At 64.4% G+C, this 23,732-nt stretch carries 23 protein-coding genes; 4 read left to right on the plus strand and 19 right to left on the minus strand.

The window, feature by feature from the left end:
• Nucleotides 1–32: 32 nt before the first annotated feature.
• The 18 genes from K6T56_04160 to gyrA all read right to left on the minus strand — a co-directional run bounded on the left by K6T56_04160 (nt 33) and on the right by gyrA (nt 19,668).
• Nucleotides 33–473 carry a hypothetical protein gene (locus K6T56_04160; GenBank protein MCL6555541.1) on the minus strand — a complete coding sequence of 147 codons (441 nt, stop codon included), beginning with the start codon at nt 471–473 and terminating at the stop codon, nt 33–35.
• Between the two features lie 20 nt (nt 474–493).
• Nucleotides 494–724, minus strand: coding sequence for a hypothetical protein (locus K6T56_04165; GenBank protein ID MCL6555542.1), 231 nt, complete (start codon nt 722–724; stop codon nt 494–496).
• Between the two features lie 25 nt (nt 725–749).
• Entirely contained in the window at nt 750–1,763 is a 1,014-nt protein-coding gene (gene rfaD / locus K6T56_04170; protein ID MCL6555543.1) for an ADP-glyceromanno-heptose 6-epimerase, read from the minus strand.
• Nucleotides 1,764–1,851: 88 nt separating this feature from the next.
• The gene (gene rfaE1 / locus K6T56_04175) at nt 1,852–2,769 is read right to left on the minus strand and encodes a D-glycero-beta-D-manno-heptose-7-phosphate kinase (GenBank protein MCL6555544.1); all 918 of its coding nucleotides are present in this window, start codon (nt 2,767–2,769) and stop codon (nt 1,852–1,854) included.
• A gap of 24 nt (nt 2,770–2,793) precedes the next feature.
• Nucleotides 2,794–4,116: a UDP-glucose/GDP-mannose dehydrogenase family protein gene (locus tag K6T56_04180; GenBank protein MCL6555545.1), complete on the minus strand. Its 1,323-nt coding sequence runs from the start codon at nt 4,114–4,116 to the stop codon at nt 2,794–2,796.
• Nucleotides 4,113–4,820, minus strand: coding sequence for an orotidine-5'-phosphate decarboxylase (gene pyrF / locus K6T56_04185; GenBank protein ID MCL6555546.1), 708 nt, complete (start codon nt 4,818–4,820; stop codon nt 4,113–4,115). The genes K6T56_04180 and pyrF overlap by 4 nt, the downstream gene beginning before the upstream one ends.
• Before the next feature lie 3 nt (nt 4,821–4,823).
• Nucleotides 4,824–6,005 carry a lipopolysaccharide assembly protein LapB gene (gene lapB / locus K6T56_04190; GenBank protein ID MCL6555547.1) on the minus strand — a complete coding sequence of 394 codons (1,182 nt, stop codon included), beginning with the start codon at nt 6,003–6,005 and terminating at the stop codon, nt 4,824–4,826.
• A 16-nt stretch (nt 6,006–6,021) separates the two neighbouring features.
• On the minus strand, nt 6,022–6,315 hold the full coding sequence (locus K6T56_04195; GenBank protein MCL6555548.1) for a LapA family protein: 294 nt from the start codon (nt 6,313–6,315) through the stop codon (nt 6,022–6,024).
• A 94-nt stretch (nt 6,316–6,409) separates the two neighbouring features.
• Nucleotides 6,410–6,727 carry an integration host factor subunit beta gene (locus tag K6T56_04200; protein MCL6555549.1) on the minus strand — a complete coding sequence of 106 codons (318 nt, stop codon included), beginning with the start codon at nt 6,725–6,727 and terminating at the stop codon, nt 6,410–6,412.
• An 18-nt stretch (nt 6,728–6,745) separates the two neighbouring features.
• On the minus strand, nt 6,746–8,473 hold the full coding sequence (gene rpsA, locus K6T56_04205) for a 30S ribosomal protein S1 (protein MCL6555550.1): 1,728 nt from the start codon (nt 8,471–8,473) through the stop codon (nt 6,746–6,748).
• Nucleotides 8,474–8,606: 133 nt separating this feature from the next.
• Nucleotides 8,607–10,577: a bifunctional 3-phosphoshikimate 1-carboxyvinyltransferase/cytidylate kinase gene (locus K6T56_04210; protein MCL6555551.1), complete on the minus strand. Its 1,971-nt coding sequence runs from the start codon at nt 10,575–10,577 to the stop codon at nt 8,607–8,609.
• A 46-nt stretch (nt 10,578–10,623) separates the two neighbouring features.
• Complete coding sequence (locus K6T56_04215; GenBank protein ID MCL6555552.1) at nt 10,624–11,484, minus strand: prephenate dehydrogenase/arogenate dehydrogenase family protein; 861 nt, start codon at nt 11,482–11,484, stop codon at nt 10,624–10,626.
• A 103-nt stretch (nt 11,485–11,587) separates the two neighbouring features.
• Nucleotides 11,588–12,604, minus strand: coding sequence for a 3-deoxy-7-phosphoheptulonate synthase (aroF, locus tag K6T56_04220; GenBank protein ID MCL6555553.1), 1,017 nt, complete (start codon nt 12,602–12,604; stop codon nt 11,588–11,590).
• Nucleotides 12,601–13,722 (minus strand): histidinol-phosphate transaminase, encoded by a 1,122-nt coding sequence (hisC, locus tag K6T56_04225; protein ID MCL6555554.1) that lies wholly within the window; start codon nt 13,720–13,722, stop codon nt 12,601–12,603. Before hisC ends, aroF begins: the two co-directional genes overlap by 4 nt.
• 22 nt (nt 13,723–13,744) lie before the next feature.
• Nucleotides 13,745–14,812 (minus strand): prephenate dehydratase, encoded by a 1,068-nt coding sequence (gene pheA, locus K6T56_04230; protein MCL6555555.1) that lies wholly within the window; start codon nt 14,810–14,812, stop codon nt 13,745–13,747.
• Between the two features lie 7 nt (nt 14,813–14,819).
• Nucleotides 14,820–16,001 (minus strand): phosphoglycerate dehydrogenase, encoded by a 1,182-nt coding sequence (locus K6T56_04235; GenBank protein ID MCL6555556.1) that lies wholly within the window; start codon nt 15,999–16,001, stop codon nt 14,820–14,822.
• A complete protein-coding gene (gene serC, locus K6T56_04240) occupies nt 15,994–17,076 on the minus strand; it encodes a 3-phosphoserine/phosphohydroxythreonine transaminase (protein ID MCL6555557.1) in 1,083 nt (360 codons plus the stop codon). The genes K6T56_04235 and serC overlap by 8 nt, the downstream gene beginning before the upstream one ends.
• 45 nt (nt 17,077–17,121) lie before the next feature.
• Nucleotides 17,122–19,668 carry a DNA gyrase subunit A gene (gene gyrA, locus K6T56_04245; protein MCL6555558.1) on the minus strand — a complete coding sequence of 849 codons (2,547 nt, stop codon included), beginning with the start codon at nt 19,666–19,668 and terminating at the stop codon, nt 17,122–17,124.
• A gap of 226 nt (nt 19,669–19,894) precedes the next feature.
• Between gyrA and K6T56_04250 the strand changes: the two genes are divergently transcribed.
• The 4 genes from K6T56_04250 (at nt 19,895) to gph (ending at nt 23,335) form a co-directional block, all read left to right on the plus strand.
• A complete protein-coding gene (locus tag K6T56_04250; GenBank protein MCL6555559.1) occupies nt 19,895–20,596 on the plus strand; it encodes an OmpA family protein in 702 nt (233 codons plus the stop codon).
• 63 nt (nt 20,597–20,659) lie between these two features.
• The gene (locus tag K6T56_04255; protein ID MCL6555560.1) at nt 20,660–21,991 is read left to right on the plus strand and encodes a TRZ/ATZ family hydrolase; all 1,332 of its coding nucleotides are present in this window, start codon (nt 20,660–20,662) and stop codon (nt 21,989–21,991) included.
• Complete coding sequence (ubiG, locus tag K6T56_04260; protein ID MCL6555561.1) at nt 21,988–22,683, plus strand: bifunctional 2-polyprenyl-6-hydroxyphenol methylase/3-demethylubiquinol 3-O-methyltransferase UbiG; 696 nt, start codon at nt 21,988–21,990, stop codon at nt 22,681–22,683. Before K6T56_04255 ends, ubiG begins: the two co-directional genes overlap by 4 nt.
• Nucleotides 22,625–23,335: a phosphoglycolate phosphatase gene (gene gph / locus K6T56_04265; protein ID MCL6555562.1), complete on the plus strand. Its 711-nt coding sequence runs from the start codon at nt 22,625–22,627 to the stop codon at nt 23,333–23,335. The genes ubiG and gph overlap by 59 nt, the downstream gene beginning before the upstream one ends.
• A 79-nt stretch (nt 23,336–23,414) precedes the next feature.
• On the opposite strand, the gene K6T56_04270 is transcribed toward gph, so the two are convergent.
• Complete coding sequence (locus K6T56_04270; protein ID MCL6555563.1) at nt 23,415–23,633, minus strand: hypothetical protein; 219 nt, start codon at nt 23,631–23,633, stop codon at nt 23,415–23,417.
• Between the last annotated feature and the right edge of the window lie 99 nt (nt 23,634–23,732).

Here is a 23,732-nt window from a genome sequence, read left to right on the forward strand (position 1 = left end):
GTGGGACGGGGCAACGCCCCCGCGATTTCCCCTCAGCGACGTGGGCGTGGCTCGAAGGAGCGGATCATGGGCAGCATCGCCTGATAGGGCAGATCATCGAGGCTGCCGTGGCGGGAAAGAGCCCCACGCAACAGGGCCGCCACGTTTCCCGTCTCCTGCGGCCCTTCCCCCACCGCCTCGCCAAGGCCCGCCAGCCCCCCGCACTGCAGCTTCAGTTCCTTCGCATGGGGGAGGGGATCGTCCGGGTGCGCCACCTTGAGGACGAACATGGCGGCCCGCTTGAGCCGCTCCTTGAATCCCGCGCAAAGGGCGTGGGCCGCCTGGTCGCGACAGCCCACCGCCTCCCGTTCGGCAATGTTGCGTCGCACAGCCATTTCGCAATCCACACACCGCCTGAGCATCCCCCGCTCGAAGACACATTGCAGGGGATTGACCTCGCGGTAGGTCTCCCGGTAGGCGTTTTCGTCATACATGGCGAGGGAAGGCGCCGCCCTCAGTAATCGTCACCGATGCGGGGGGGCGCCTCGCGCACCTGAGACAGCAGGTCCTCCGCCACCAGTTCGTTCTCCGCGAAGATCACCTTGATCACCGTTCCTTCCGACAGATTCTGGGTTGCCCGCTGCTGTTTGGCAAAAGCACTCGCTTCCTTGAACACGTCGAAGACGCAGAGTTTTTCCAGACGGCGGATGGGCAGGTTTTCGATCCGGTACACAAAGTAAGGCATGCTGCCTCCGTTGGGTTGCAATGGGTCACTGTCCGCTTTGTCCTTCCCCCTGCGCCAGGCGGTACTCCACATAGCGGGCGACACCTTCCTCCACGGTGAGGAACGGTTCCGTATAGCCCACATTGCGCAGACGGGAGATGTCCGCCTCGGTGAAGCTCTGATATTTACCTTTGAGCGCCTCGGGGAAAGGAATGTACTCAATGATACCCCGGCTTTGCAGCTCCGCCAGGGTCAGCGGTGCCTCCCCCCGCGCGCGGCGGCAGGCATTGATGGTGGCAACAGCCACGTCGTTGAAGGTCTGCGAGCGGCCGGTGCCGACATTGAAAATTCCCGAATACTCGGGATGGTCGAGGAAGTAGAGATTGACCTTGACCACGTCCTCGACGGAGATGAAATCCCGTCGCTGCTCGCCATTTCCGTAGCCGCCGCTGCCTTCGAACAGCCTCACCCGACCTTCGCTCATGTACTGGTTGAAGAAGTGAAAGGCCACCGAGGCCATGCGGCCCTTGTGTTGTTCCCGCGGCCCATAGACGTTGAAATAGCGGAAGCCCACCACCTGGCTGGTGAGATGGTGCCAGTGGCGGCGCAAATACTGGTCGAAGAGAAATTTGGAGTAGCCGTACACATTGAGCGGGGCCTCGAACTGGCGCTCTTCGCGGAAAATCAGGCCGCTGCCGTAGACGCTGGCGGAAGAAGCGTAAAGCAAGGGAATGTCCTCCGCCTGGCAGTGCTCGAAGAGGGTGACCGTGTAGCGGTAATTGTTGTCCATCATGTAACGGCCATCCGTTTCCATGGTGTCGGAGCATGCACCCTCGTGCAGCACGGCGGCGATCTCGCCCTCCCAGGCGCCATCCAGAAGCATGTCGAGGAAATCCTGCTTGTCGATGTAATCGGCAATCTCGCAGTCCACGAGGTTGCGGAACTTGTCCGCCCGGCTCAGGTTGTCCACGCAGATGATGTTGGTCTCACCGCGCTCGTTGAGCGCCTTGACCAGGTTGGCGCCGATGAAACCGGCCGCTCCGGTGACGATGTAGTACATGTGTTCTCCTTTTTCGATGCGCCTGGCGCCGAAGTCAAATCCCTTCTCCACCAAACCTTGCGCCCCGTGCAGGGCAATGCGCAAGGCGTTAGCCGAAGAGTTCTTCCCGGTGCACCACGGCGGTACCCAGCTTGCCAACGACGATGCCGGCCGCCCGGTTGGCAATGCGCATGGCTTCCTCCAGGGGCGCACCGCAGGCCAGCATGAGGGCGAGCGTGCCGATCACCGTATCCCCGGCGCCGGAGACATCGAACACCTCCCGCGCCTGGGTCGGCTCGTGCAGCCGCTCACCCTGGCGGAAAAGCGTCATGCCCTCTTCGCTGCGGGTAACGAGCAGCGCATCGAGCTCGAGGCTGTGGATGAGGGCATGGGCCTTTTGCGTCAGTTCCTCCTCGCTGCGCCAACTGCCGGCGACTTCACGGAACTCGGCGCGGTTGGGGGTGAGCAGGGTGGCCCCGCGATAACGGCTGTAGTCATCGCCCTTGGGATCGACCAGTACCGGTTTGCCCGCGAAACGCGCCAGCTCGATCATGCGTTCGATGTGCATGAGCCCGCCCTTGCCATAGTCGGAGAGCACCACCACATCGCACTCGGGCAGCATGCGCTCGTAGTCGGCAAGCTTGGCGGCGAGGATTTCGTGGCTGGGCGGCGTCTCGAAATCGATGCGCAGAAGCTGCTGCTGGCGGCCAATGACCCGCAGCTTGATGATGGTGGAAATGGTAGCATCGGTGTGCAGAAAGGCCTGCACCCCCTCCGCCTGTAAAAGCTCGCGCAGCCGGCTTCCCGCCTCGTCCGCCCCCACCACCGACAAAAGCCAGGCCTGGCCGGAAAGCGCCGTGATGTTGCGCGCCACGTTGGCCGCCCCGCCCGGGCGATCCTCGCTGCCCGTCACCCGCACCACGGGCACGGGCGCCTCGGGGGAGATGCGGCTCACCTCGCCGAACCAGTAACGGTCCAGCATCACATCGCCCACCACCAGGACTCTCGCCTCGCGCAGGTCACGCATGGTGTCTTTCTTTCGTCCCCGGTCTCATTGCCGGCCGATGGGAAAATACTCGAACCCTGCCTGCCGCACCACGTTGGGTTCGTAGAGATTGCGGCCGTCGAAGATGACAGGCTGCCGGAGTCGGCGCCGCATGTCGGCAAAATCCGGGCTGCGGAAGACTTTCCATTCGGTGACGATCACCAGCGCATCGGCGCCGTCCAGGGCATCCATGGGGGTGGCCGCGTACGTAAGGCGGGGTTCGTCGCCATAGATGCGCCGGGCCTCGTGCATGGCCACCGGGTCATGGGCCCGCACCGTGGCACCCGCCTGCCACAGGCCCTCCATGATGACGCGGCTGGGTGCCTCGCGCATGTCGTCGGTGTCAGGCTTGAAGGCCAGCCCCCACAGGGCGAAGCAGCGGCCGCGCAAGTCTTCGCCGAAGCGGGCCTTGATTTTCTCCAGCAGCACCCGTTTCTGCCGCTCGTTGGCCGCCTGCACCGCCTCGATCACCCGCAGGGTGACGCCGTGTTCCTGCGCGGTGCGCTGCAAGGCCTGGACGTCCTTGGGGAAACAGGAGCCGCCATAGCCCACGCCGGCATAGAGGAAGTGATAACCGATGCGGGGATCGGAGCCGATGCCCTGACGCACGTGTTCGATGTCAGCGCCCAGTTTTTCCGCAAGCAGGGCCAGCTCGTTCATGAAGGAAATGCGGGTGGCAAGCATGGCATTGGCCGCGTACTTGGTGAGCTCGGCGGAGCGGATATCCATGGCGATCAGGCGTTCGTGGTTGCGCTGGAAGGGGGCATAGATCGCCCGCATGATTGCCAGCGCCCGGGGATCGTCGGTGCCGACGACGATGCGGTCCGGGCGCATGAAGTCCTCCACCGCCGCCCCCTCCTTGAGGAATTCGGGATTGGAGACCACGGCAAAGGGAATGTCGAGGCAGCGGCGGGCGAGCTCTTCCTGCACCGCGGCGCGTACCTTGTCGGCGGTGCCCACCGGCACCGTGGACTTGTCCACGATGACCTTGTATTCGTCCATGTGGCGGCCGATGTTGCGCGCCGCCGCCACCACGTATTGCAGATCGGCGGAACCGTCCTCGTCGGGCGGCGTGCCCACAGCGATGAACTGCACCTGGCCAAAAGCCACACTCTTCGCCACGTCGGTGGTGAAGTGGAGTCGTCCGGCGGCCACGTTACGCCGGACCAGATCCTCCAACCCCGGTTCGTAGATGGGAATGCCTCCCTCGTTGAGCAGGGCGATCTTGCGCGCGTCCACGTCCAGGCACATGACCTCGTTGCCCACTTCGGCAAGACAGGTGCCGGTGACCAGCCCCACGTAGCCGGTGCCGATGATGGTGATTTTCATAGGAACGCTCCCTTGATTTCCTTTTCGATGTTTTCCAGCGCCGCCATGGGGTCCGGCGCCTGGGTGATGGGTCGGCCGATCACCAGGTGGCTTGCACCCGCACGGAGGGCCTCGGCGGGGGTGGCAATGCGCGCCTGATCCCCGGCTTGAGCACCCACCGGGCGGATACCCGGGGTGACCAGGAGAAAATCCGGACCATGCGCCGCCCGCAACAGGGCCGCCTCCCTCGGCGAGCAGACCACGCCCGCAAGCCCGCACTCCTGTGCCAGACGCGCAAGCCGCACCACCACTGCCTCGGGGGGCTCGCTGATGCCCACTTCCACCAGGTCGGCCGCCTTCAGACTTGTGAGCACCGTCACGGCAACGAGATGGGGGGCCTGCGGCAGGCCCGCCAGGGCTTCCGCGGCGGCGGTCAACATGGCCCGCCCACCCAGGGCATGGACGTTGATCATCCACACCCCCAGCCCTGCCGCGGCGCGGCAGGCGGCGGCGACGGTGTGGGGAATGTCGTGGAACTTGAGATCGAGAAAGACCTCGAAGCCCGCCGCCCTGAGTTTTTCCACCAGGGCAGGGCCGGCGGCAGTGAACAGCTCCTTGCCCACCTTGAGGCGGCAGCGGGCGGGGTCCAGCCGCCGGGCGAGCGCCAGCGCCGGCGCGCTGGCGGCATAGTCGAGGGCGACGATGATGCGGGGTTCGCTCAACATGGGCTAGCTCTGGGCCGAGGCCTGACGCTCCTCCAGCCGGCGCGGCGGGAAGGTCTCCCAGCCGCCGCAGGCGGGACAGCGCCAGAAAAACTGCCGCGCCTTGAAACCGCAATTGTCGCATTGGAAGAAGGCGAGGCGACGGGCATGCTGGTGAACAAGATTGCGGATGGCCTGCAGATCCTGTCTCGCCTCCGGGGGTGCCTCGTAGAGTTGGGCGTCGAGGATTTTTTCCAGGGCAAGCAGGGTCGGATTGCGGCGCAGCTCCTCGCGGCCCAGGCGGTGGGCGGCTTCGCTGCCCTCCGCCTCCAGGACCGCCTGGAAGGCGGCACCGAAGAGGTCCACGCTGGGATGGTTGGCAAGCCACCCTTTGAGCAGATGGGCCGCATCCTGCACCCGTCCCAGGTCACGGTAACAGGCGAGCAGTTTTTCCGCCACCAGCGGCAGATAGTCCGGGTTTTGCGCCTCCACCCGCCGCCAGGCGGTGATCGCCTCCTCCGGCCGCCGCGAGGCGAGGGCAAAATCCCCGGCGAGCACGGTGGCACGCACGTTGCGCCGGTTCACCCGCAGCGCTTCCGTGAGCTCGTCGGCCGCCGCGTCGAAACGCCCCTCCATGGCCAGGGCAGCCGCCTTCTCGCAATGAAACTGGCTGATTTCCACGAGATAGCCGGTGCCGGCGCTCTCGGCCAGACGCTCTGCCATGGCGATCGCCTTGTCCCATTCCTTTTCCTGGACGTAAATCTCCATCAGGGCGCGGCGGGCAGCCTCTACGTGGTGGGTTTTCTCCAGCTTCCGGAAGACCTGTTCGGCGCGGTCGAGGAGCCCCGCCTTGAGGTAATCCTGGCCGAGCTCCATCTGCGCCGCGAGGCGCTGCTCCTCGCCCAGATCGGGACGATCAATCAAACCCTGGTGCAACTTGATGGCCCGCTCCACCTCCCCACGACGGCGGAACAGCCCACCGAGGGTGAAATGCAGCTCGACAGTTTCGCTGTCCGCGCGCGCCGCCTCGGTGAAGGCTTCGATGGCCTTGTCCGGCTGCTGATTGAGGAGGAAGTTCAGGCCCTTGAAGTAGGACTCGGGCAGTTGTCTGGACTGGGAGATGACGTGCTTGATGTCGATGCGGGCCGCCACCCAGCCGAGCAGGAAGAAGAGGGCGAACCCCAGCAGCCACCAGTATTCGAAATCCACGACGGGTTTCCGGCGTCTAAGCTTGACCCGCGGTTTGGGCGCCCTCGGCCCGCTGGGCCTCCTGGTTGCGCTGACGCAGTTCCCGTTTGAGGGCCAGGATCTCCCGCCGCTGGCGCAACATGTAGCTCACGCTCGCCGCCACCCCCGCCACCGCGCCCAGGGCAAAAAACACCAGAAGCACCACCACCAGGGGCGCCTGCCACTCGGTGCCCAGGTAATAGCGCAGGGTGACGACTTCACTGTTCTTGACGGCAAAGCCAACGGCGAGGAGGAACAACACCAGACCAAGCACCGGGGTGACGAATCGCATGCCTTGCCTCCTCTGCCACCGGCCTGGTGCAGGCCCGCCTCAGCGAAAGGCCGGCGCCGGCCCCGGGGATTGCGTGCCTGCAGCGTTCACGGCCTCAGCTCTCACTGGCGGGCGGCGTTTCCGCCTGCCGCTTGCGGTTGTCCACGCGGTCCCTGAGCTCCTTCCCCGCCTTGAAGTGGGGCACATACTTGGCCGGCACCTCGACGCGGCCGCCGGTCTTGGGATTGCGCCCGATACGCGGTGGCCGGTAGTTGAGGCTGAAACTGCCAAAACCACGGATTTCGATGCGCTCCCCCTGCGACAGGCTTTTCGCCATGGCATCGAGGATGGTTTTCACCGCCAATTCCGCGTCCTTGGTCACCAGCTGGGGATAGCGCGCCGACAGCCGCATGATGAGCTCCGATTTGGTCATGGCCAAACCCCGGTTTTGTTATTGTCCGGTGCTCTTGGTATCCAGCTTTGCTTTCAGAAGCGCGCCCAGGTTGGTGGTGCCGCTGCTCGCCGACTGTTCGGCCGCCATTTTTTCCATGGCCTCGGCGGCCTCCGCCGCCTCCTTGGCCTTGATGGAAAGGCTGATGCTGCGGTTCTTCCGGTCCACGCTGATGATCATGGCTTCCACCTCATCCCCTTCCTTAAGGTGGGTGCGGATGTCCTCGACACGGTCACGGGACACTTCGGATGCCCGCAGATAACCTTCGACGTCATCGGCAAGCTGGATGACGGCGCCCTTGGCATCGAGGGATTTCACCGTCCCCTTGACGATGGCGCCCTTGTCGTGGGAGGCCACGTAGTTGGTGAAAGGATCGCCCTGCAACTGTTTGATGCCGAGAGAGATGCGCTCGCGCTCGGGGTCGATGGCAAGCACCACGGCTTCCACTTCGTCGCCCTTCTTGTACTTGCGCACCGCCTCCTCGCCCGGCTCCGTCCAGGAGAGATCGGACAGGTGCACCAGACCATCAATGCCACCGGGCAGCCCGATGAAGACGCCGAAGTCGGTGATGGATTTGATCTGCCCCTTGACCTTGTCGCCCTTGCGGTAGTTGGCGGCAAACTCTTCCCACGGGTTGGGTTTGCACTGCTTCATGCCCAGGGAGATGCGGCGGCGCTCCTCGTCGATTTCGAGGATCATCACTTCCACCTCGTCGCCCACCTGCACCACCTTGGCCGGATGAACGTTCTTGTTGGTCCAGTCCATTTCCGACACATGCACCAGGCCTTCGATGCCCGGCTCGATCTCCACGAAGGCACCGTAATCGGTGATGTTGGTCACCTTGCCGAAAAGCCGCGTGCCCGGCGGATAACGGCGGGAAATGTTGACCCAGGGATCGTCGCCCAGCTGTTTGAGGCCGAGGGAAACGCGGTTCTTTTCCTGGTCGAACTTGAGGACCTTGGCCTCCACCTCATCGCCCACGGAGAGCACCTCGGAGGGGTGCTTCACCCGGCGCCAGGCCAGATCGGTGATATGCAGCAGACCGTCGATGCCCCCCAGATCGACGAAGGCACCATAGTCGGTGATGTTCTTCACCACGCCCTTGACCACCATGCCTTCCTTCAGGCTTTCCAGGAGCGCCTGGCGCTCGGCGCCCAGGGTTTCCTCGAGCACAGCCTTGCGGGAGACCACCACGTTGTTGCGTTTCTTGTCGAGCTTGATGACCTTGAACTCGAATTCCTTGCCCTCGTAGGGGGTGGTGTCCTTCACCGGCCGCACATCCACCAGCGAGCCGGGCAGGAAGGCGCGGATGCCGTTGATCATCACCGTAAGCCCACCCTTGACCTTGCCGGTGATGATGCCCTTGACCAGCTGGTTGTTTTCCATCGCCTGCTCCAGCTCCTGCCAGGCGGCGATGCGCTTCGCTTTCTCCCGGGATAAGCGGGTGGAACCGTAGCCGTCCTCGAGGGCTTCGATGGCGACGGTGACGAAGTCGCCCTCTTTGACTTCGAGTTCGCCGCGATCATTGCGGAACTCGGAGGCGGGGATCACGCTTTCCGACTTGAGACCCGCGTTGACGATCACCTCGTCGCCGCGGATCGCCACCACCTCGGCGGTGATGAGCTCGCCCACGCGCATTTCCTGGCGGGCAAGCGATTCTTCGAAAAGGGCGGCAAAACTTTCGTTGCCGGCAGCAGTCTGGGTGGTGGAGGTTTGCGAAGTCGCCATCATGAAGGGGTACCTGAAAAATGCCGCCCGAATCTTCCCGATTGCGGACGGGTTGCCTGTTTGTGACCACATCACCGGGGTAACCGAAACGGTCTTCAGGCTTTCAACAGCCTGCTACCGCCCTGGGTTTCCTTCAGCCTCCGGTGACACCCGCTGCGGATGCCGCCTCGAATCGCCGGATCACCTCCGCCACCGCTTCGTCGATGGTGAGGGCGCTGGTATCGAGCACGCTCGCATCCGCACTTTTCTGCAAGGGGGCCGCGCTGCGCCGGGAATCCCGCGCATCCCGCTCCCGGATGTCCTGCAAAAGAGTTTGGATGTTAGCAGACATTCCTTTTTCCATCAACTGTTTATATCGGCGCTCCGCCCGCACTTCGGGGCTGGCGGTGAGAAAAATCTTGACGCGGGCATCAGGGAAGACCACCGAACCCATGTCGCGCCCGTCGGTCACCAGACCCGGCGGCTGGCGGAAAGCCCGCTGGCGGTCCAGGAGGGCATCGCGTACCGCCGGCCATTGCGCCACCACGGAGGCCCCGGCGCTGATTTCCTCGCTGCGGATGGCATCGGTGACATCCTCCTCGCCAAGCCACACCCGCTCTGCCTCGAAGCGCACGGGCAGGGTGGCCGCAAGCTCTTTAAGCGCCTGCGCATCCTCCCAGGCCACGCCCGCCCGCCGCGCCGCCAGGGCCAGCAGACGGTAGAGGGCGCCGCTGTCCAGGTAATGGAAGCCCAGCCGCTGCGCCACCCGCTGGGCAACGGTTCCCTTGCCCGAAGCGGAAGGGCCGTCGATGGCGATCACCGGCACATCCGGCTGCACCAGGCTGAGGAAGACATCGAAATAGCCGGGGAAGGTCTTCGCCACACAACCGGGATCGAGGATGCGCACCGGCACACCGGCAAGCGCCACCAGGGAAAAACACATGGCCATGCGGTGATCGTCATAGGTTTCGATTTCGGCATGGGGTGTCAGTCCCGCCGCCGGGGGGGTGATGCGGATGAAATCCGCCCCCGTCTCCACTTGCGCTCCGAGTTTGGCGAGCTCCCGCGCCATGGCGGCGATGCGATCGGTTTCCTTCACCCGCCAACTGGCGATGTTGCGGATGGTGGTGGTGCCGCGGGCGAAGAGTGCCGCCACGGCGACCGTCATCGCCGCATCGGGAATGTGGTTGAGGTCCGCATCGATGGGCTTGAGCACGCGCGGCCCGCAGGCCTCGATCCAGTCCTCGCCGCTGCGAATGAGCCCGCCCATTTGCGCCAGCACGTCGGCAAAGCGCACATCACCCTGGATGCTGTTTCTGCCCACCCCCAGCACCCGCACCGGACCACCGCCGATGGCACCGGCCGCGAGGAAATACGAAGCGCTGGAAGCATCCCCCTCCACCTGCACCGTGCCCGGACTGCGGTAGCGCTGGTTGGCCGCGATGTGAAACTGCGACCAACCCTCCCGCTCCACTTCCACGCCGAAGCGGCGCATGAGGTTGAGGGTGATTTCCACGTAGGGCTTGGAAATCAGTTCCCCCACCACTTCCACTGTGTGGGCCACACCGGTGAGGGGCAACGCCATGAGCACGGCGGTGAGGAACTGGCTGGAAACATTGCCCCGGATGTGCACCCTGCCGCCGGCGCGAATCTCCGCCGGATGGATGGCAAGCGGCGGATAACCTTCCGCTCCCAGATAATCGATGCGCGCCCCCAACTGACGCAGGGCATCCACCAGGTCGCCGATGGGCCGCTCGTGCATGCGTGGCACACCGGACAGCCGATAGTGCCCCGCCGCCAAGGCCAGCACCGCCGTGAGCGGTCGAAAGGCGGTGCCGGCATTGCCCAGGAAAAGGTCCGCCTCCCGAACGGGGAAGCGGCCCGCCACCCCCCGCACCCGGTAATGGTCGCCATCGCCCAGGCGCTCCCACTCGACACCCAGACGCGCCAGCGCCTCCAGCATGACCCGGGTATCGTCCGAATCGAGCAGCCCACGCACCTCCGTCACGCCTTCCGCCAGCGCCGCAAGAAGCAGGGTGCGGTTAGAAATGCTCTTCGAGCCGGGCAGTTTCACACTGCCCGCCATGCGGGGAATGGGTTGCAGGTCGAGATGGTCCTTGGTCATGGAAATCTAGCCCAGGCAAAGGGGCGCGCCGCGACGGATGTTGCCATCAGCCCTCGCCGAGGAAACGGCGGCGGGTATTGCGCGCCCGCGTGAAGACTTCCGCCAGGCCCTCGCCGTCACCGGCGGCAATCAGCGCGCGCAGGTGCTCAAGTTCCGCCTCATAACCCGTGAGGTGTCGCAGCAGCGCCTCGCGGTTGGCAAGGCAGATGTCGCGCCACATCTCGGGGGAACTGGCGGCAATACGGGTCACGTCGCGGAAGCCGCTTGCCGCCAGACCAAAAAGACGCGCCGCCTCCTTTTGCGCGGCGATGTAGTCCACCAGGGCGAAGGCGAGCACGTGGGGCAGATGGCTCACCGCTGCGAACACCTCGTCGTGTTCCTGCGGGTTGAGCTCCACGATGCGCGCGCCGCATGCGGTCCACAGGCCCGCCACCTGGCTGCGCGCCACCGGATCGGTTTCCGCAAGCGGCGTGATCACCACCACCCGATCACGAAAAAGATCGGCCCGCGCCGCCCTCACGCCGCTCTTTTCCGCGCCGGCGATGGGATGCGCGGGGACGAAGCGGGCAAGCCGGTCTTTGAGGTGCGTGCGGGCGAGGGCGATCACATCCTGTTTGGTGCTGCCCACGTCGGTGATCACGGTGTGGGGGGCAAGATGGGGAGCGATGGCCGCCATGACGCCCCCCATCTGGCCCACCGGCACCGCCAGCACCACCACATCGGCCTCCGCCACCTGGGCGGCATCGCTGCCGATCTCGTCGATGACCCCCGCCTCACGGGCAATGCGCAGGTTTTCCGCATCGCGCCCGAAGCCGATCACCCGCTTCACACTTCCCGCCTCGCGCAGCGCCAGGGCCAGGGAGCCACCGATAAGGCCGATACCGAAAATGACGACGCAGTCCATCATGCCCCCTCACGCCCGGGACCAAAATGACAAGCCGTCGCCGGGGCTAAGGCAGCAGGGTCCGGCTGATTCTTGGGTAGGTGAGCGAGCCGTTTTTCCACGGTGATCAGAGGCTGCGGCCCAGCACGCTGGCAATCCCCTTGAGCTCGCCCATGAGGTGTTTCAGTTCCTCGGGACTCAGGGCCTGGTCGGCATCGCACCACGCTTCACAGGGACGGGGATGGGATTCCACCAGCAGACCGTCGGCACCGGCGGCAATGGCCGCCCGCGCCAGCGCCGGCACCATCCAGGCCTTGCCGCCGGCATGGGAGGGATCGATGATCACCGGCAGGTGGGTTTCCTTCTTCAGGACGGGAACCGCGGTCACGTCCAGGGTGTTTCGATAGGCAGTCTCATAGGTGCGGATGCCCCGCTCGCAGAAGATGATGTTGTGGTTGCCGCCGGCGGCGATGTATTCCGCCGCCATCAGCCACTCGGAAATGGTGGCCGCCATGCCCCGTTTTAGGATCACCGGCTTGTTGATGCGGCCCACCTCCTTGAGAAGATCGAAGTTCTGCATGTTGCGGGTACCAATCTGGATCACATCCACGTCGTACTCGAGGAAGGTGTCCAGCATGCGCACGTCCATGAGCTCGGTAACGATGGGCAGCCCATACTTGTCCGCCGCCCGGCGGAACATGGCCAGGCCCTCCACACCCCGCCCCTGGAAGGTGTAGGGACTGGTACGGGGCTTGAAAGCACCACCGCGCATCAGCCGGCAGCCGGCCTCCTTGACGAAACGTGCCGCCTCGTCCATCTGCTCCTGGGTTTCCACCGAGCAGGGGCCGCTGATGACTTGGATCTGATTGCCCCCCAGGGGAATGCCGCGGATGTCGATGACGGTGTTTTCCTTGTGCCATTCCCGCGCCACGATCTTGTACGGCTTGACCACGTGCATGGAGTACTCGACCCCAGGCAGGGCATCGATTGCTTCCTGATCGATTTTCCGCTCATCGCCGATGGCACCGATGACGGTGCGCTCGGTGCCGCGGGAGACGTTGGCGTCACAGCCGTATTCCTTGATCTTGCGCACCACTGCTTCGATCTGCTCTTCGGTGGCGCCGTTTTCCATCACCACGATCATGCCGTTTCCTTTCCTTCCTCTTCGAGGGCGCCTGCCAGCGCCGTCAGGAACCGTTCGTTTTCCTCCGGCAGGCCCACGCTCACGCGCAGATATTCCGCCAGCCCGTAATTGGCCACCGGCCGCACGATGACCCCCCGCTTGAGAAGCCGCTGGTAGATGCCCATGGCGTTGCCCACACGGAAGCACAAGAAATTGCCGAAGGAGGGAATCCATTCCAGCCCCAGCCGCGCCAGCCCCCCGGTCATCGCGGCCAGTCCGGCGCGGTTTACGGCAATGCTCCGCTCGAGATGGGCCGCATCCCCGAGGGCGGCGATGGCCGCCACCTGGGCCACGGTGCTGACGTTGAAGGGTTGCCGCACCCGGTTGAGCATGTCCGCCACCTCCGGATGGGCCAGGGCAAACCCCACCCGCAGCCCCGCCAGCCCATAGGCCTTGGAGAAGGTGCGGGTGATCATCAGATTGGGGAAGCGGGAAAGCCAGGTGACGCTGGGCGGCGCGAGCCCCGGCTCCAGGTATTCGTAGTATGCCTCGTCTAGCACCACCAGCACCCGGCGGGGAACCGCTTCGACGAAGGCAAGCAGCGCCTCCGGCATAAGCAGCGTCCCGGTGGGGTTGTTAGGGTTGGCGAGGAAAATCACCCGCGTGTCCTCTTCGATGGCTTCCAGCATCGCCACCGGGTCGGTGCCGAAGTCTTTGGCCGGCACCTCAATGGCCCGTGCCCCCACCGCCTGCACCGCCAGGGGATAGACGGCGAAGGCATGGCGGGAGAAAACGGCGGAGGTACCAGGGGCAAGAAAGGCCCGGGCGGCGAGTTCCAGCACGTCGTTGGAGCCGTTGCCCAGCACGATCTGGTCCATGCCCACGCCGTATTTCTTCGCCAGCGCGGCGCGCAGCTCGAAGCCCGCGCCATCGGGATAGCGGGCAAGCTCAGGAAGGCATTCCCGCACCGCCTCCAGGGCACGGGGACTGGGGCCCAAGGGGTTTTCGTTGGAGGCGAGCTTGACGATGGACTCCGGCGCCAGCCCCATTTCCCGCGCCAGTTCGGCAATGGGCTTGCCCGGGGGATAGGGGGCGATGGCGCGGATGTGACCGGGAACGGTTTCGCAGACTTCGATCATGGTGGACAAAGCTTACCGGTTCTCACAGGTCGGCCACCGGATAGGAACCCAGGATTTTGAGCAGGGGCGCGAGGTTTCTGAGTTCCGCCAGGGAGTGGGCAACCGGCGGGTCCTCACGGTGGCCCTCCACGTCCACGTAAAAGACGTACTCCCACAGGCTCGCCCCGGAGGGGCGCGATTCCAGCTTGGTCATGGACACCCCATGACGGGCAAAGGGGCCGAGGAGTTCATAGACGGCGCCGGGGCGGTTGGGCGCCGACATCACCAGCGAGGTCTTGTCCCGCCCCGAGGGGGCGGCATCGTGTGCCCCCAGGACGAGGAAGCGGGTGGTGTTGTTGGGGTCGTCCTCGATGTTGCGCGCCAGCACCGTGAGGCCATAGATTTCCGCCGCCATCTCCCCGGCGATGGCGGCGGCCTCCGGCTCCTGCGCCGCCAGCCGGGCCGCTTCCGCATTACTGGCGACGGGCACGCGGTCCACCCCGGGCAGATTCTGGTTCAACCACTCGTGGCACTGGGCCAGGGACTGGGGATGGGAATAGACGCGGGCGATCTTTCCCCCCGCGTCCTCCTTGCGCAGCAGGCACTGGTGCACGCGCACCACCGTCTCGCCACAGATTTTCAGGGGCGTGTTGAGGAGCAGATCCAGGGTGCGGCCGATGGCGCCCTCGGTGGAGTTCTCCACCGGCACCACGGCGTAGTCCACCATGCCCGCCTCGGCCTGCCGGAACACGTCATCGATGGAAGCGCAGGCCACGGTCTGGGGCGCGTGGCCGAAATGCTTCACCACCGCCGCCTGGCTGAAGGTCCCCGCCGGCCCCAGGTAGGCCACGCGCAGGGGCTGTTCCAGGGCGCGGCAGACGGACATGACTTCGCGGAAAAGCCGCGCCACCGCCTCGTCGGAAAGCGGCCCGGGATTGGCCGCCAGCAGCCGGCGCAGCACCTGCGCCTCCCGCTCCGGGCGATAGACGTGATTGCCCTGTTTGAGCCGCCCCACCTCCTTCGCCAGCCGCGCGCGCTCGGCGAAAAGCCGCAGCAGTTCGTCATCAATGGCATCGATCCGGCTGCGCAGCGTCTTCAGGGCATCCGACATGGCGCACTCAGCGGGCGGGGATGGCGCGCACCATGAGCACGCCCTTGATCTGGCCGATACGTTCGATCACCGCCGGCGGCGGCTCACTATCCACGTCCACCAGGGTGTAGGCCATCTCACCCTTGGACTTGTTGACCATGTTGTGGATGTTGAGTCCGGCCTCGGCCATGGCGGTGGAAATCTGTCCCACCATGTTGGGGACGTTGGCGTTGGCGATGGCGATGCGCCAAGCGGATTCCCGCGCCATGGAAACGTCGGGGAAATTGACGGCATTGCGGATGTTGCCGTTTTCCAGATAGTCCCGCACCTGTTCCGCCACCATCACTGCGCAGTTCTCCTCCGCCTCCTCGGTGGAGGCCCCCAGATGGGGGAAGGTGATGATGCGCGGATGGCCCTTCAAGGCATTGCTGGGGAAATCGCACACATAGGCGCGCAGCTTGTTGCTGGCAATGCCCTCGACCACGGCCTTGTCATCGACGATACCCTCCCGCGCGAAGTTGAGGAGCACGGTGCCGGGTTTCATCAGGGCAATCCGCGCCGCATCGATCATGTTACGCGTCTTGTCCAAAAGCGGCACGTGCAGGGTGATGAAATCGGCATTCTTCACCACTTCCTCGACGCTCGCCGCCTTTTTCACGCTGGAAGGCAGGCGCCAGGCGGCCTCCACGGTGATTTCCGGGTCGAAGCCGATCACGTTCATGCCCAGACGGATGCCGGCGTCGGCAACCAGGGAGCCGATGGCACCCAGGCCGATGATGCCCAGGGTGCGGTTGGGCAGTTCAATCCCCGCGAACTGTTTTTTGCCTGCTTCCACCGCTTTGGCAATCTCCGCATCGTCGCCCTCGAGGGATTGGGCGAATTGCCAGGCGGGCATGAGATTGCGGGCGGCAATCAGCATGCTGGCAATGACCAGTTCCTTCACCGCATTGGCGTTGGCACCCGGCGCATTGAAGACGGGCACGCCCCGCTCGCTCATTTTGGCCACCGGCACGTTGTTGGTGCCAGCGCCGGCGCGGGCGATGGCCTTCACGCTTGGCGGGATGTCCATGTCGTGCATTTTCGCCGACCGCACCAGGATGGCGTCCGGCTCGGCGATGTCACTGCCGATGATGTAGCGCTCCGACGGCAGGCGCGCCAGCCCCACCGGCGAGATGTTGTTGAGGGTGAGGATGCGGAATTTCTCAGCCATGTTCCCTCTCGAATTCCTGCATGTATTCCACCAGAGCCTTCACCCCCTCGATGGGCATGGCGTTGTAGAGGGAGGCACGCATGCCCCCCACCGAGCGGTGGCCCTTGAGCTGAACCAGGCCGCGCTCTTTGGCCCCCTTGAGGAAAGCCTCGTCCAGGGCCGCATCCCTGAGGGTGAAGGGCACGTTCATGCGGGAGCGATTCTCCCGCGCCGTGGGGCAGTGGTAGAAGTCGGTGCTGTCCAGGTAGTCGTAGAGGATTTTTGCCTTGGCGATGTTGTACTGCTCCATCGCGGCAAGACCGCCCCGCCGCTTGAGCCACTTGAAAACCAGGCCGGCGACGTAGATAGCGAAGGTGGGGGGCGTGTTGTACATGGACCCATTGTCGGCGTGGACCTTGTAATCCAGCATGGTGGGCGTGCCCGCAAGCGGTGCGCCGATCAGGTCCTCGCGCACGATGACGATGGCAAGCCCCGCCGGCCCGATGTTTTTCTGCGCCCCGGCGTAGATCAGCCCATAGCGGGAGACGTCGATGGGACGCGACAGGATGTTGGAGGACATGTCGGCGACCAGCGGTACTTCACCGGTATCCGGCGTCCAGAAAATCTCGACACCGCCGATAGTCTCGTTGGGCGTGTAGTGCACATAGGCCGCATCCGGATTCAGCTTCCACGTCTCCTGTGGCGGCGCGTAGGAGAAATTGCGGTCTTCGGAGCTCGCCACCACGTTCACGGTGCAGAACTTCTGCGCTTCCTTGATCGCCTTCTTCGACCACTCACCGGTGTTGAGATAATCGGCACTCTTCCGCCCGCGCAGCAGATTCATGGGCACCATGGCAAACTGCAGTGAAGCGCCCCCCTGCAGGAAGAGCACCTTGTAGTGGTCGGGGATGGCCAGCAGCTCACGCAAATCCGCCTCGGCCTGGGCGGAAATACCCATGAATTCCTTGCCGCGGTGGCTCATTTCCATCACCGACATGCCGCAGCCCTGCCAGTTGACGAGCTCGTCGCGCACCTGCTCGAGCACTTCCAGCGGTAGCGTGGCCGGGCCGGCACTGAAGTTGTATACACGTTCCATGGTTTTCCTCGAGGCTTCTTTCCTTCGTTGGCTGACGGTGCCGGATCAGTCGTCCTCGTCCCGTTCGACGATGCGCTCTACGCCGACGAGTTTCTCGCCCTCGTCCAGGTTGATAAGGATCACACCCTGGGTGGCGCGCCCCATTTCGCGGATTTCCCGCACCCGGGTGCGGATGAGAACCCCGCCGGTGGTGATGAGCATGATTTCGTCGTTGTCATCCACCAGCGCCGCCGCCACCACCTTGCCATTGCGTTCCGTGGTCTGGATGGCGATCATGCCCTGGGTGCCGCGTCCATGGCGGGTGTATTCCGAAAGCGGCGTGCGCTTGCCGTAGCCATTCTCGGTGGCGGTGAGCACGGAAAGATTCTGCTCGCTGGCGACCACCATGGAAATCACCTTCTGCCCCGGCAGAAGCTTCATGCCCCGCACACCGTGGGCGTTGCGGCCCATGGGACGCACGTCGTTCTCATCGAAGCGCACCGCCTTGCCGCCGTCGGAGAAGAGCAACACATCGCAGCGGCCATTGGTGATGTCGGCCCCCACCAGATAGTCGCCATCGTCCAGATTGACGGCGATGATGCCGCTGGCGCGGGGACGGGAAAATTCCGACAGCGGCGTTTTCTTCACCGTGCCCATGGCGGTGGCCATGAAGACGAAATGATCGTCGTCGAATTCCTTCACCGGCAACACGGCGGTAATCTTCTCGTGCTCCATCAGGGGCACCAGGTTGACGATGGGTTTGCCGCGGGAGGTGCGGCTCCCCTGCGGCACGTTGTATACCTTGAGCCAATAGACGCGCCCCCGGTTGGAAAAACAGAGGATGTAGTCGTGGGTGTTGGCGATGAACAGCTTCTCGATGAAATCGTCTTCCTTGGTCGCCGCCGCCTGTTTGCCCCGCCCGCCGCGTTTCTGGGCGCGGTAATCCGCCACCGGCTGCGCCTTGATGTAGCCGGAATGGGACAGAGTCACCACCACATCCTCCGGCGCAATGAGGTCCTCCAGGGACAAATCCTGGGCATCGGTGACGATTTCACTGCGGCGCGCATCCCCGTATTGGGCTTTGATCTCGGTGAGCTCGTCGCGAATGATGCCGGTGATGCGCGCCGGCTTGGCCAGAATGTCCAGATAGTCGGCGATCTTGTCGATCACTTCCCGGTATTCGCTGACGATTTTGTCCTGCTCAAGGCCAGTCAGACGCTGCAGCCGCAACTCCAGGATGGCCTGGGCCTGTGCCTCGGACAGCCGGTAGCCCTGGGCGGACAGGCCATATTCGGGCAGCAAGCCCTCGGGACGGGTGGCATCGGCCCCCGCCCGCGCCAGCATTTCCTCCACCACCGGCGAACGCCAGGCCTTGGCCATCAGCCTTTCCTTGGCCACCGCCGGCGTTTGCGAGGCCTTGATCAGGGCGATGATCTCGTCCACGTTGGACAGCGCCACCGCCAATCCTTCCAGGATGTGGCCCCGCTCGCGCGCCTTGCGCAATTCGAAGAGGGTGCGGCGGGTGACCACCTCCCGCCGGTGGCGCAGAAAGGCATCGAGCAGGTCTTTCAGGTTCAAAAGACGCGGCTGGCCATCCACCAGGGCCACCATGTTCATGCCGAAGGTGTCCTGCATCTGCGTCAGCTTGAACAGATTGTTCAGTACCACCTCCGGCATTTCGCCCCGCTTGAGCTCGATCACCACCCGCATGCCGGATTTGTCGGACTCATCACGCAGATCGGCGATGCCCTCGATTTTCTTCTCCCGCACCAGCTCGCCGATGCGCATGAGGAGATTGGCCTTGTTCACCTGGTAGGGGAGCTCGTCGATGATGATGGCCTGACGGTTGCCCGCCTTGTCCAGGTTCTCGAAATGGGTGCGGGCGCGGATCACGACCCGGCCGCGACCGGTGCGGTAGCCCTCCCGGATGCCCGCCACGCCGAAGATGATGCCGGCGGTGGGAAAGTCCGGCGCCTTGACGATCCCGATCAGCTCGTCCACCCCGATCTCCGGGTCTTCCAGCAGGGCCAGACAGGCATCCACCACCTCGCCCAGGTTGTGGGGCGGAATGTTGGTGGCCATGCCCACAGCAATGCCCGCCGAGCCGTTGATGAGGAGATTGGGAATCCGCGTCGGCAGGACGGTGGGCTCGCGCTCCTTGCCATCGTAATTGGGGACGAAATCGACGGTTTCCTTGTCGATGTCCGCCAGCATTTCAGAGGCGATGCGCTCCAGCCGGCACTCGGTGTAACGGTAGGCAGCCGGGGAATCACCGTCCACCGAACCGAAGTTGCCCTGACCGTCGATCAGGGTGTAGCGCATGGAGAAATCCTGCGCCATGCGCACCAGGGCCTCGTAGGTGGCGGTGTCGCCGTGGGGGTGATATTTCCCCAGCACATCACCCACCACGCGCGCGCATTTCACATAGGGCCGGTTCCAGACGTTGTTGGATTCGTGCATGGCGAACAGCACGCGCCGGTGCACCGGTTTGAGACCGTCCCGGACATCCGGCAGGGCGCGCCCCACGATCACGCTCATGGCGTAATCGAGGTAGGAGTTGCGCATCTCCTCTTCGAGGCTGACGGGAATGGTTTCTTTGGCGAATTGGTCCATTTTTTCAGTGGCTTGGCATGGGCCGAGGTGGCCGGCCGGGGAAAAATGCGAAGTGTAGCATGGCCGCCCCACCCCGGCCACCGCCGATCATGGCTGCCTGCAGCCGGCCGGCGCCCTCCCCTGCCCTTGTCTTGGCGGGGTTTTCTGCTTATGATTGATGACGTAGCCGTGGTCCTTCCGACCGCGCCTCTTTTCCTCAAACACCAAGACAAGAAAGGTTCAAACCATGACCATGCTGTCCCGCCTCACCGTCATCGCCGCGCTCGCTGTCCTAGGCACGATAGGCGTGGCTTCCGCCCAGGCCGCGGAACGTTCCGCTGGTTACTGGTATGACAACGCCGGCAACGTCTGGAAGAACAATTACAAGGAATGCTGGCGCGCCGGCTACTGGACACCTTCCATGGCCACTGCCGAGTGTGACCCCGATCTGGTGAAAAAAGAAGAGCAGAAGCCCGCCGCGGCCAAACAGGACACCGTCCCGGCGCAACCCTTGGTGCCGCCCACTGGCCCGGCCAAGCCTGCCTTCGCCAAGGTGACCATACAGGCGGAAGCCCTCTTCGACTTCGACAAGGCCGTGGTGCGGCCCGATGGCAAGGAGGTCCTCGACCGTGAGGTGGTGGCCAAGATGAAGCAGTATCCGCAGGTCGAGGTGCTCCTCATTACCGGTCATGCCGACCGCATCGGCAGCGAAAAATACAACATGAAGCTGTCGGAGCGCCGCGCCAAGGCGGTCAAGGACTACCTGATCAGCCAGGGTATCGAGGCAAACCGCCTGGAGACAGCCGCCAAGGGTGAGTCCGAGCCGGTGGTTTCCTGCAAGGAGATCAAAGGGCCGGAAAACCGCCACAACAAAAAACTGGTGGAATGCCTGCAGCCCAACCGGCGTGTGGTGGTGGAAATCAAAGTTCAGAAGTCCTCCGCAGACTGACAAACACGGCACCGACCGGGCCCCGCTATGCTTGGCGGGGCTTTTTTTTGACACCCGCTTTCCGTGGCCGAAGCCTACCTCCTCAGTGCGCGCTGGATCGTCCCCGTCGAGCCTTTTGGCCAGGTTCTCGAGCATCACAGCCTGCTCGTGGAAAACGGCCGCATTGGTGCCCTGCTCCCCACGGCGGAAGCGCACCGGCGCTTCCCTCAGCTCGCCGAAACCCGGCTTGAACACCACGTCCTGATTCCGGGGCTTGTCAATCTCCACACCCACGCCGCCATGACCCTCATGCGTGGCCTGGCGGACGACCGTCCCCTGATGACCTGGCTTAAGGAACACATCTGGCCGGCGGAGGCACGCCACGTGAGCCCCGACTTCGCGCACGACGGCAGCCTCCTTGCCTGCGCCGAGATGCTGCGCGCCGGCATCACCTGTTTCAACGACATGTATTTCTTTCCCGACGCCACGGCGCAGGCGGTGCTGGCCAGCGGCATGCGTGCGGTGCTGGGCATCATCACCTTGGAATTTCCCAGCGCCTACGCTGCCGATGCCGACGATTACCTGCACAAGGGGCTGGCCATCCGCGATGCCTTCAAAGGGGAAAGCCGCCTCGGTTTCGCCATGGCGCCCCATGCGCCCTACACGGTGAGCGACCGCACTTTCGAGAAGGTGCTCACCCTCGCCGACCAGTTGGATTTACCCATCCATGTGCACCTGCACGAAACCCGCGACGAGATCGAAGCCAGCCTCACCGCCCACGGCATGCGCCCCCTGGCCCGCCTGGACCGCCTCGGGCTGTTGGGGCCGCAGCTCATCGCGGTGCACATGGTGCATCTTGAGGAGGCGGAAATCGAACGCCTCCACCACGTCGGCGCCCACATCGCCCACTGTCCCAGCTCGAACCTCAAGCTGGGCAGCGGCATCGCCCCGGTGGCGAAGCTTTTGGCGGCGGACATCAACCTGGGATTGGGCACCGACGGTGCCGCCAGCAACAACCGGCTCGATCTCCTGGAGGAAACCCGCACCGCCGCCCTGCTCGCCAAGGGGGTGACCCATGATCCCACGGTACTCGATGCCCACCACGCCCTCACCCTGGCCACCCTGGGCGGCGCGCGCGCCCTGGGGCTCGATAACCGCATTGGCTCGCTCACTTGCGGCAAGGCGGCGGACGTGGTGGCGGTGGACCTCGCTGGCGTGGAGACCCAGCCCTGTTATGATGTGGTCTCCCATCTCGTCTATGCCGCGGGACGGGAGAATGTCAGCCACGTCTGGGTGGAAGGGGAACCGTTGCTGGAAAACCGTACTCTGAAGAGGCTGGACATGCAGGAAGTGCAGGCGAAAGCCGCCCATTGGCAACGCCTGCTTGCCCAGCGCGGAGAGGGAACGGGCAAATGAACGTCGATCACACGGAACTGGAAAAATTCGCCGCGCTTGCCCACCGCTGGTGGGACCCCAACAGCGAGTTCAGGCCGCTGCACGAGATCAATCCCCTGCGGCTTGACTGGATCGCAGGCCGGGTCGATCTTGCCGGCAAAAAAGTGCTCGACGTGGGCTGCGGCGGCGGCATCCTGGCGGAGGCCATGGCGGCGCGCGGTGCCCAGGTGACGGGCATCGACCTGGGTGAGAAGGCCCTCAAGGTGGCGAAACTCCACCTGCTGGAATCGGGCCGACAGGTGGATTACCGCCACATCTCGGCCGAGGCGCTCGCCGAGGAAATGCCAGGCAGTTTCGATGTCGTCACCTGCATGGAAATGCTGGAACACGTGCCCGATCCGGCCAGCACGGTGCAGGCCTGCGCGAAGCTGGTGAAGCCCGGCGGGGAGGTGTTTTTCTCCACCATCAACCGCAACCCCAAGTCCTATCTCTTTGCCATCATCGGCGCCGAATACATCCTGCGCCTGCTGCCGCGGGGCACCCATGACTACGCCAAATTCATCAAGCCCTCGGAGCTGGCGCGCATGTGCCGGCAGGCGGGGCTCGACGTGGTGGAAGTGATCGGCATGACCTACAACCCCTTCACCAGGGTCTATGCCCTTGGGGACGACACCGACGTCAATTACCTGCTCCACGCCCACCGGGATGATTGAGGCCGTCCTTTTCGACCTGGACGGCACCCTCGCCGACACCGCCCCCGATCTCGCCGCCGCCCTCAACGAACAGCGCCGGTTGCACGGACTGCCGCCCCTGCCCTTCGAGCTCATCCGGCCGGTGGCCTCCCATGGGGCGCGCGGCCTGCTCGCCCTGGGCTTCAACCTGACGCCCCGATCGCCAGAGTTTGCGGCGATGCGCGCCCAATTTCTCGATCTGTACGAACGGCGCCTCGCGGCGCACACGGCGCTGTTTCCGGGCATGGCCGAAACCCTCGACGCCATCGAGGCGCGCGCACTGCGCTGGGGAGTAGTCACCAACAAGCCGGCGCGTTTTACCCTGCCCCTGCTGCGGGCCCTTGGCCTTCACCCGCGCGCGGGCTGCATCGTCTCCGGGGACAGCACCGCCCAAGCCAAACCCCATCCCGAGCCCCTGCTCCACGCCGCCACCGAACTGGGCCTTTCGCCCGCCCATTGCCTCTATGTGGGGGATGCCGAGCGGGACGTGGCAGCCGCGCGGGCGGCAGGCATGCCGGTGGTGGTCGCCCTTTACGGATATCTGGCCGCGGAGGACGAGCCGGCAAACTGGGGGGCGAGCGGCCTCATCAACACCCCACAAGAAATCCTCGACTGGCTGGACGGGGCCGGCTGAGGCCGGAAGGCCCGGGAATTTTCCCGGCAAAAAGAAAGCGGCCCTTGGGGCCGCTTTCCTGGCAAGGTTCGTTGCGGTCTCAGGCCGCTTTCTGCGACTGGGGGGAGGGGCCCACCCAGTACTGGAGTTTGGGCAGGAGCTGGTCCTCGATGGCCTTCACCCGCTTGCGGTAGCTTTCATACCAGCTCCCCGGCGAGGGGGCGCAATACTCGTTGTAGTCGAAGCCGTGCTCCTTGATGTAAGCCTGCAGTTCGGCGTCGAGCTTGAGCTTTTCCTGAATGAGTTGAGCCTTGTCCATGGTTTCCTCCGCAGAAAGTGAAGGTGGATTCAATCTCGAAGTGCAACGCGGCTGTATGATTGCATAAATACCTGATGAGGTGTTTTCCAGTTCAGGCGT

This window comes from Burkholderiales bacterium (genome assembly GCA_023511995.1).
In the GTDB taxonomy this organism is placed as follows: Bacteria; Pseudomonadota; Gammaproteobacteria; order Burkholderiales; family Thiobacteraceae; genus Thiobacter.

Excerpts from the sequence above, each read along its gene's own strand:
- K6T56_04250 (MCL6555559.1), top strand. The coding sequence starts at position 19,895 with ATGACCATGCTGTCCCGCCTCACCGTCATCGCCGCGCTCGCTGTCCTA.
- rfaD (MCL6555543.1), bottom strand. The coding sequence starts at position 1,763 with ATGTACTACATCGTCACCGGAGCGGCCGGTTTCATCGGCGCCAACCTG.
- hisC (MCL6555554.1), bottom strand. The coding sequence starts at position 13,722 with ATGATCGAAGTCTGCGAAACCGTTCCCGGTCACATCCGCGCCATCGCC.
- gyrA (MCL6555558.1), bottom strand. The coding sequence starts at position 19,668 with ATGGACCAATTCGCCAAAGAAACCATTCCCGTCAGCCTCGAAGAGGAG.
- K6T56_04200 (MCL6555549.1), bottom strand. The coding sequence starts at position 6,727 with ATGACCAAATCGGAGCTCATCATGCGGCTGTCGGCGCGCTATCCCCAG.
- ubiG (MCL6555561.1), top strand. The coding sequence starts at position 21,988 with ATGAACGTCGATCACACGGAACTGGAAAAATTCGCCGCGCTTGCCCAC.
- pyrF (MCL6555546.1), bottom strand. The coding sequence starts at position 4,820 with ATGTTGAGCGAACCCCGCATCATCGTCGCCCTCGACTATGCCGCCAGC.
- K6T56_04270 (MCL6555563.1), bottom strand. The coding sequence starts at position 23,633 with ATGGACAAGGCTCAACTCATTCAGGAAAAGCTCAAGCTCGACGCCGAA.
- K6T56_04215 (MCL6555552.1), bottom strand. The coding sequence starts at position 11,484 with ATGATGGACTGCGTCGTCATTTTCGGTATCGGCCTTATCGGTGGCTCC.
- K6T56_04160 (MCL6555541.1), bottom strand. The coding sequence starts at position 473 with ATGTATGACGAAAACGCCTACCGGGAGACCTACCGCGAGGTCAATCCC.
- pheA (MCL6555555.1), bottom strand. The coding sequence starts at position 14,812 with ATGTCGGATGCCCTGAAGACGCTGCGCAGCCGGATCGATGCCATTGAT.
- K6T56_04235 (MCL6555556.1), bottom strand. The coding sequence starts at position 16,001 with ATGGCTGAGAAATTCCGCATCCTCACCCTCAACAACATCTCGCCGGTG.
- K6T56_04195 (MCL6555548.1), bottom strand. The coding sequence starts at position 6,315 with ATGCGATTCGTCACCCCGGTGCTTGGTCTGGTGTTGTTCCTCCTCGCC.
- rfaE1 (MCL6555544.1), bottom strand. The coding sequence starts at position 2,769 with ATGCGTGACCTGCGCGAGGCGAGAGTCCTGGTGGTGGGCGATGTGATG.
- K6T56_04210 (MCL6555551.1), bottom strand. The coding sequence starts at position 10,577 with ATGACCAAGGACCATCTCGACCTGCAACCCATTCCCCGCATGGCGGGC.
- aroF (MCL6555553.1), bottom strand. The coding sequence starts at position 12,604 with ATGATCGTGGTGATGGAAAACGGCGCCACCGAAGAGCAGATCGAAGCA.
- gph (MCL6555562.1), top strand. The coding sequence starts at position 22,625 with ATGCCCTTGGGGACGACACCGACGTCAATTACCTGCTCCACGCCCACC.
- serC (MCL6555557.1), bottom strand. The coding sequence starts at position 17,076 with ATGGAACGTGTATACAACTTCAGTGCCGGCCCGGCCACGCTACCGCTG.
- K6T56_04180 (MCL6555545.1), bottom strand. The coding sequence starts at position 4,116 with ATGAAAATCACCATCATCGGCACCGGCTACGTGGGGCTGGTCACCGGC.
- rpsA (MCL6555550.1), bottom strand. The coding sequence starts at position 8,473 with ATGGCGACTTCGCAAACCTCCACCACCCAGACTGCTGCCGGCAACGAA.
- K6T56_04165 (MCL6555542.1), bottom strand. The coding sequence starts at position 724 with ATGCCTTACTTTGTGTACCGGATCGAAAACCTGCCCATCCGCCGTCTG.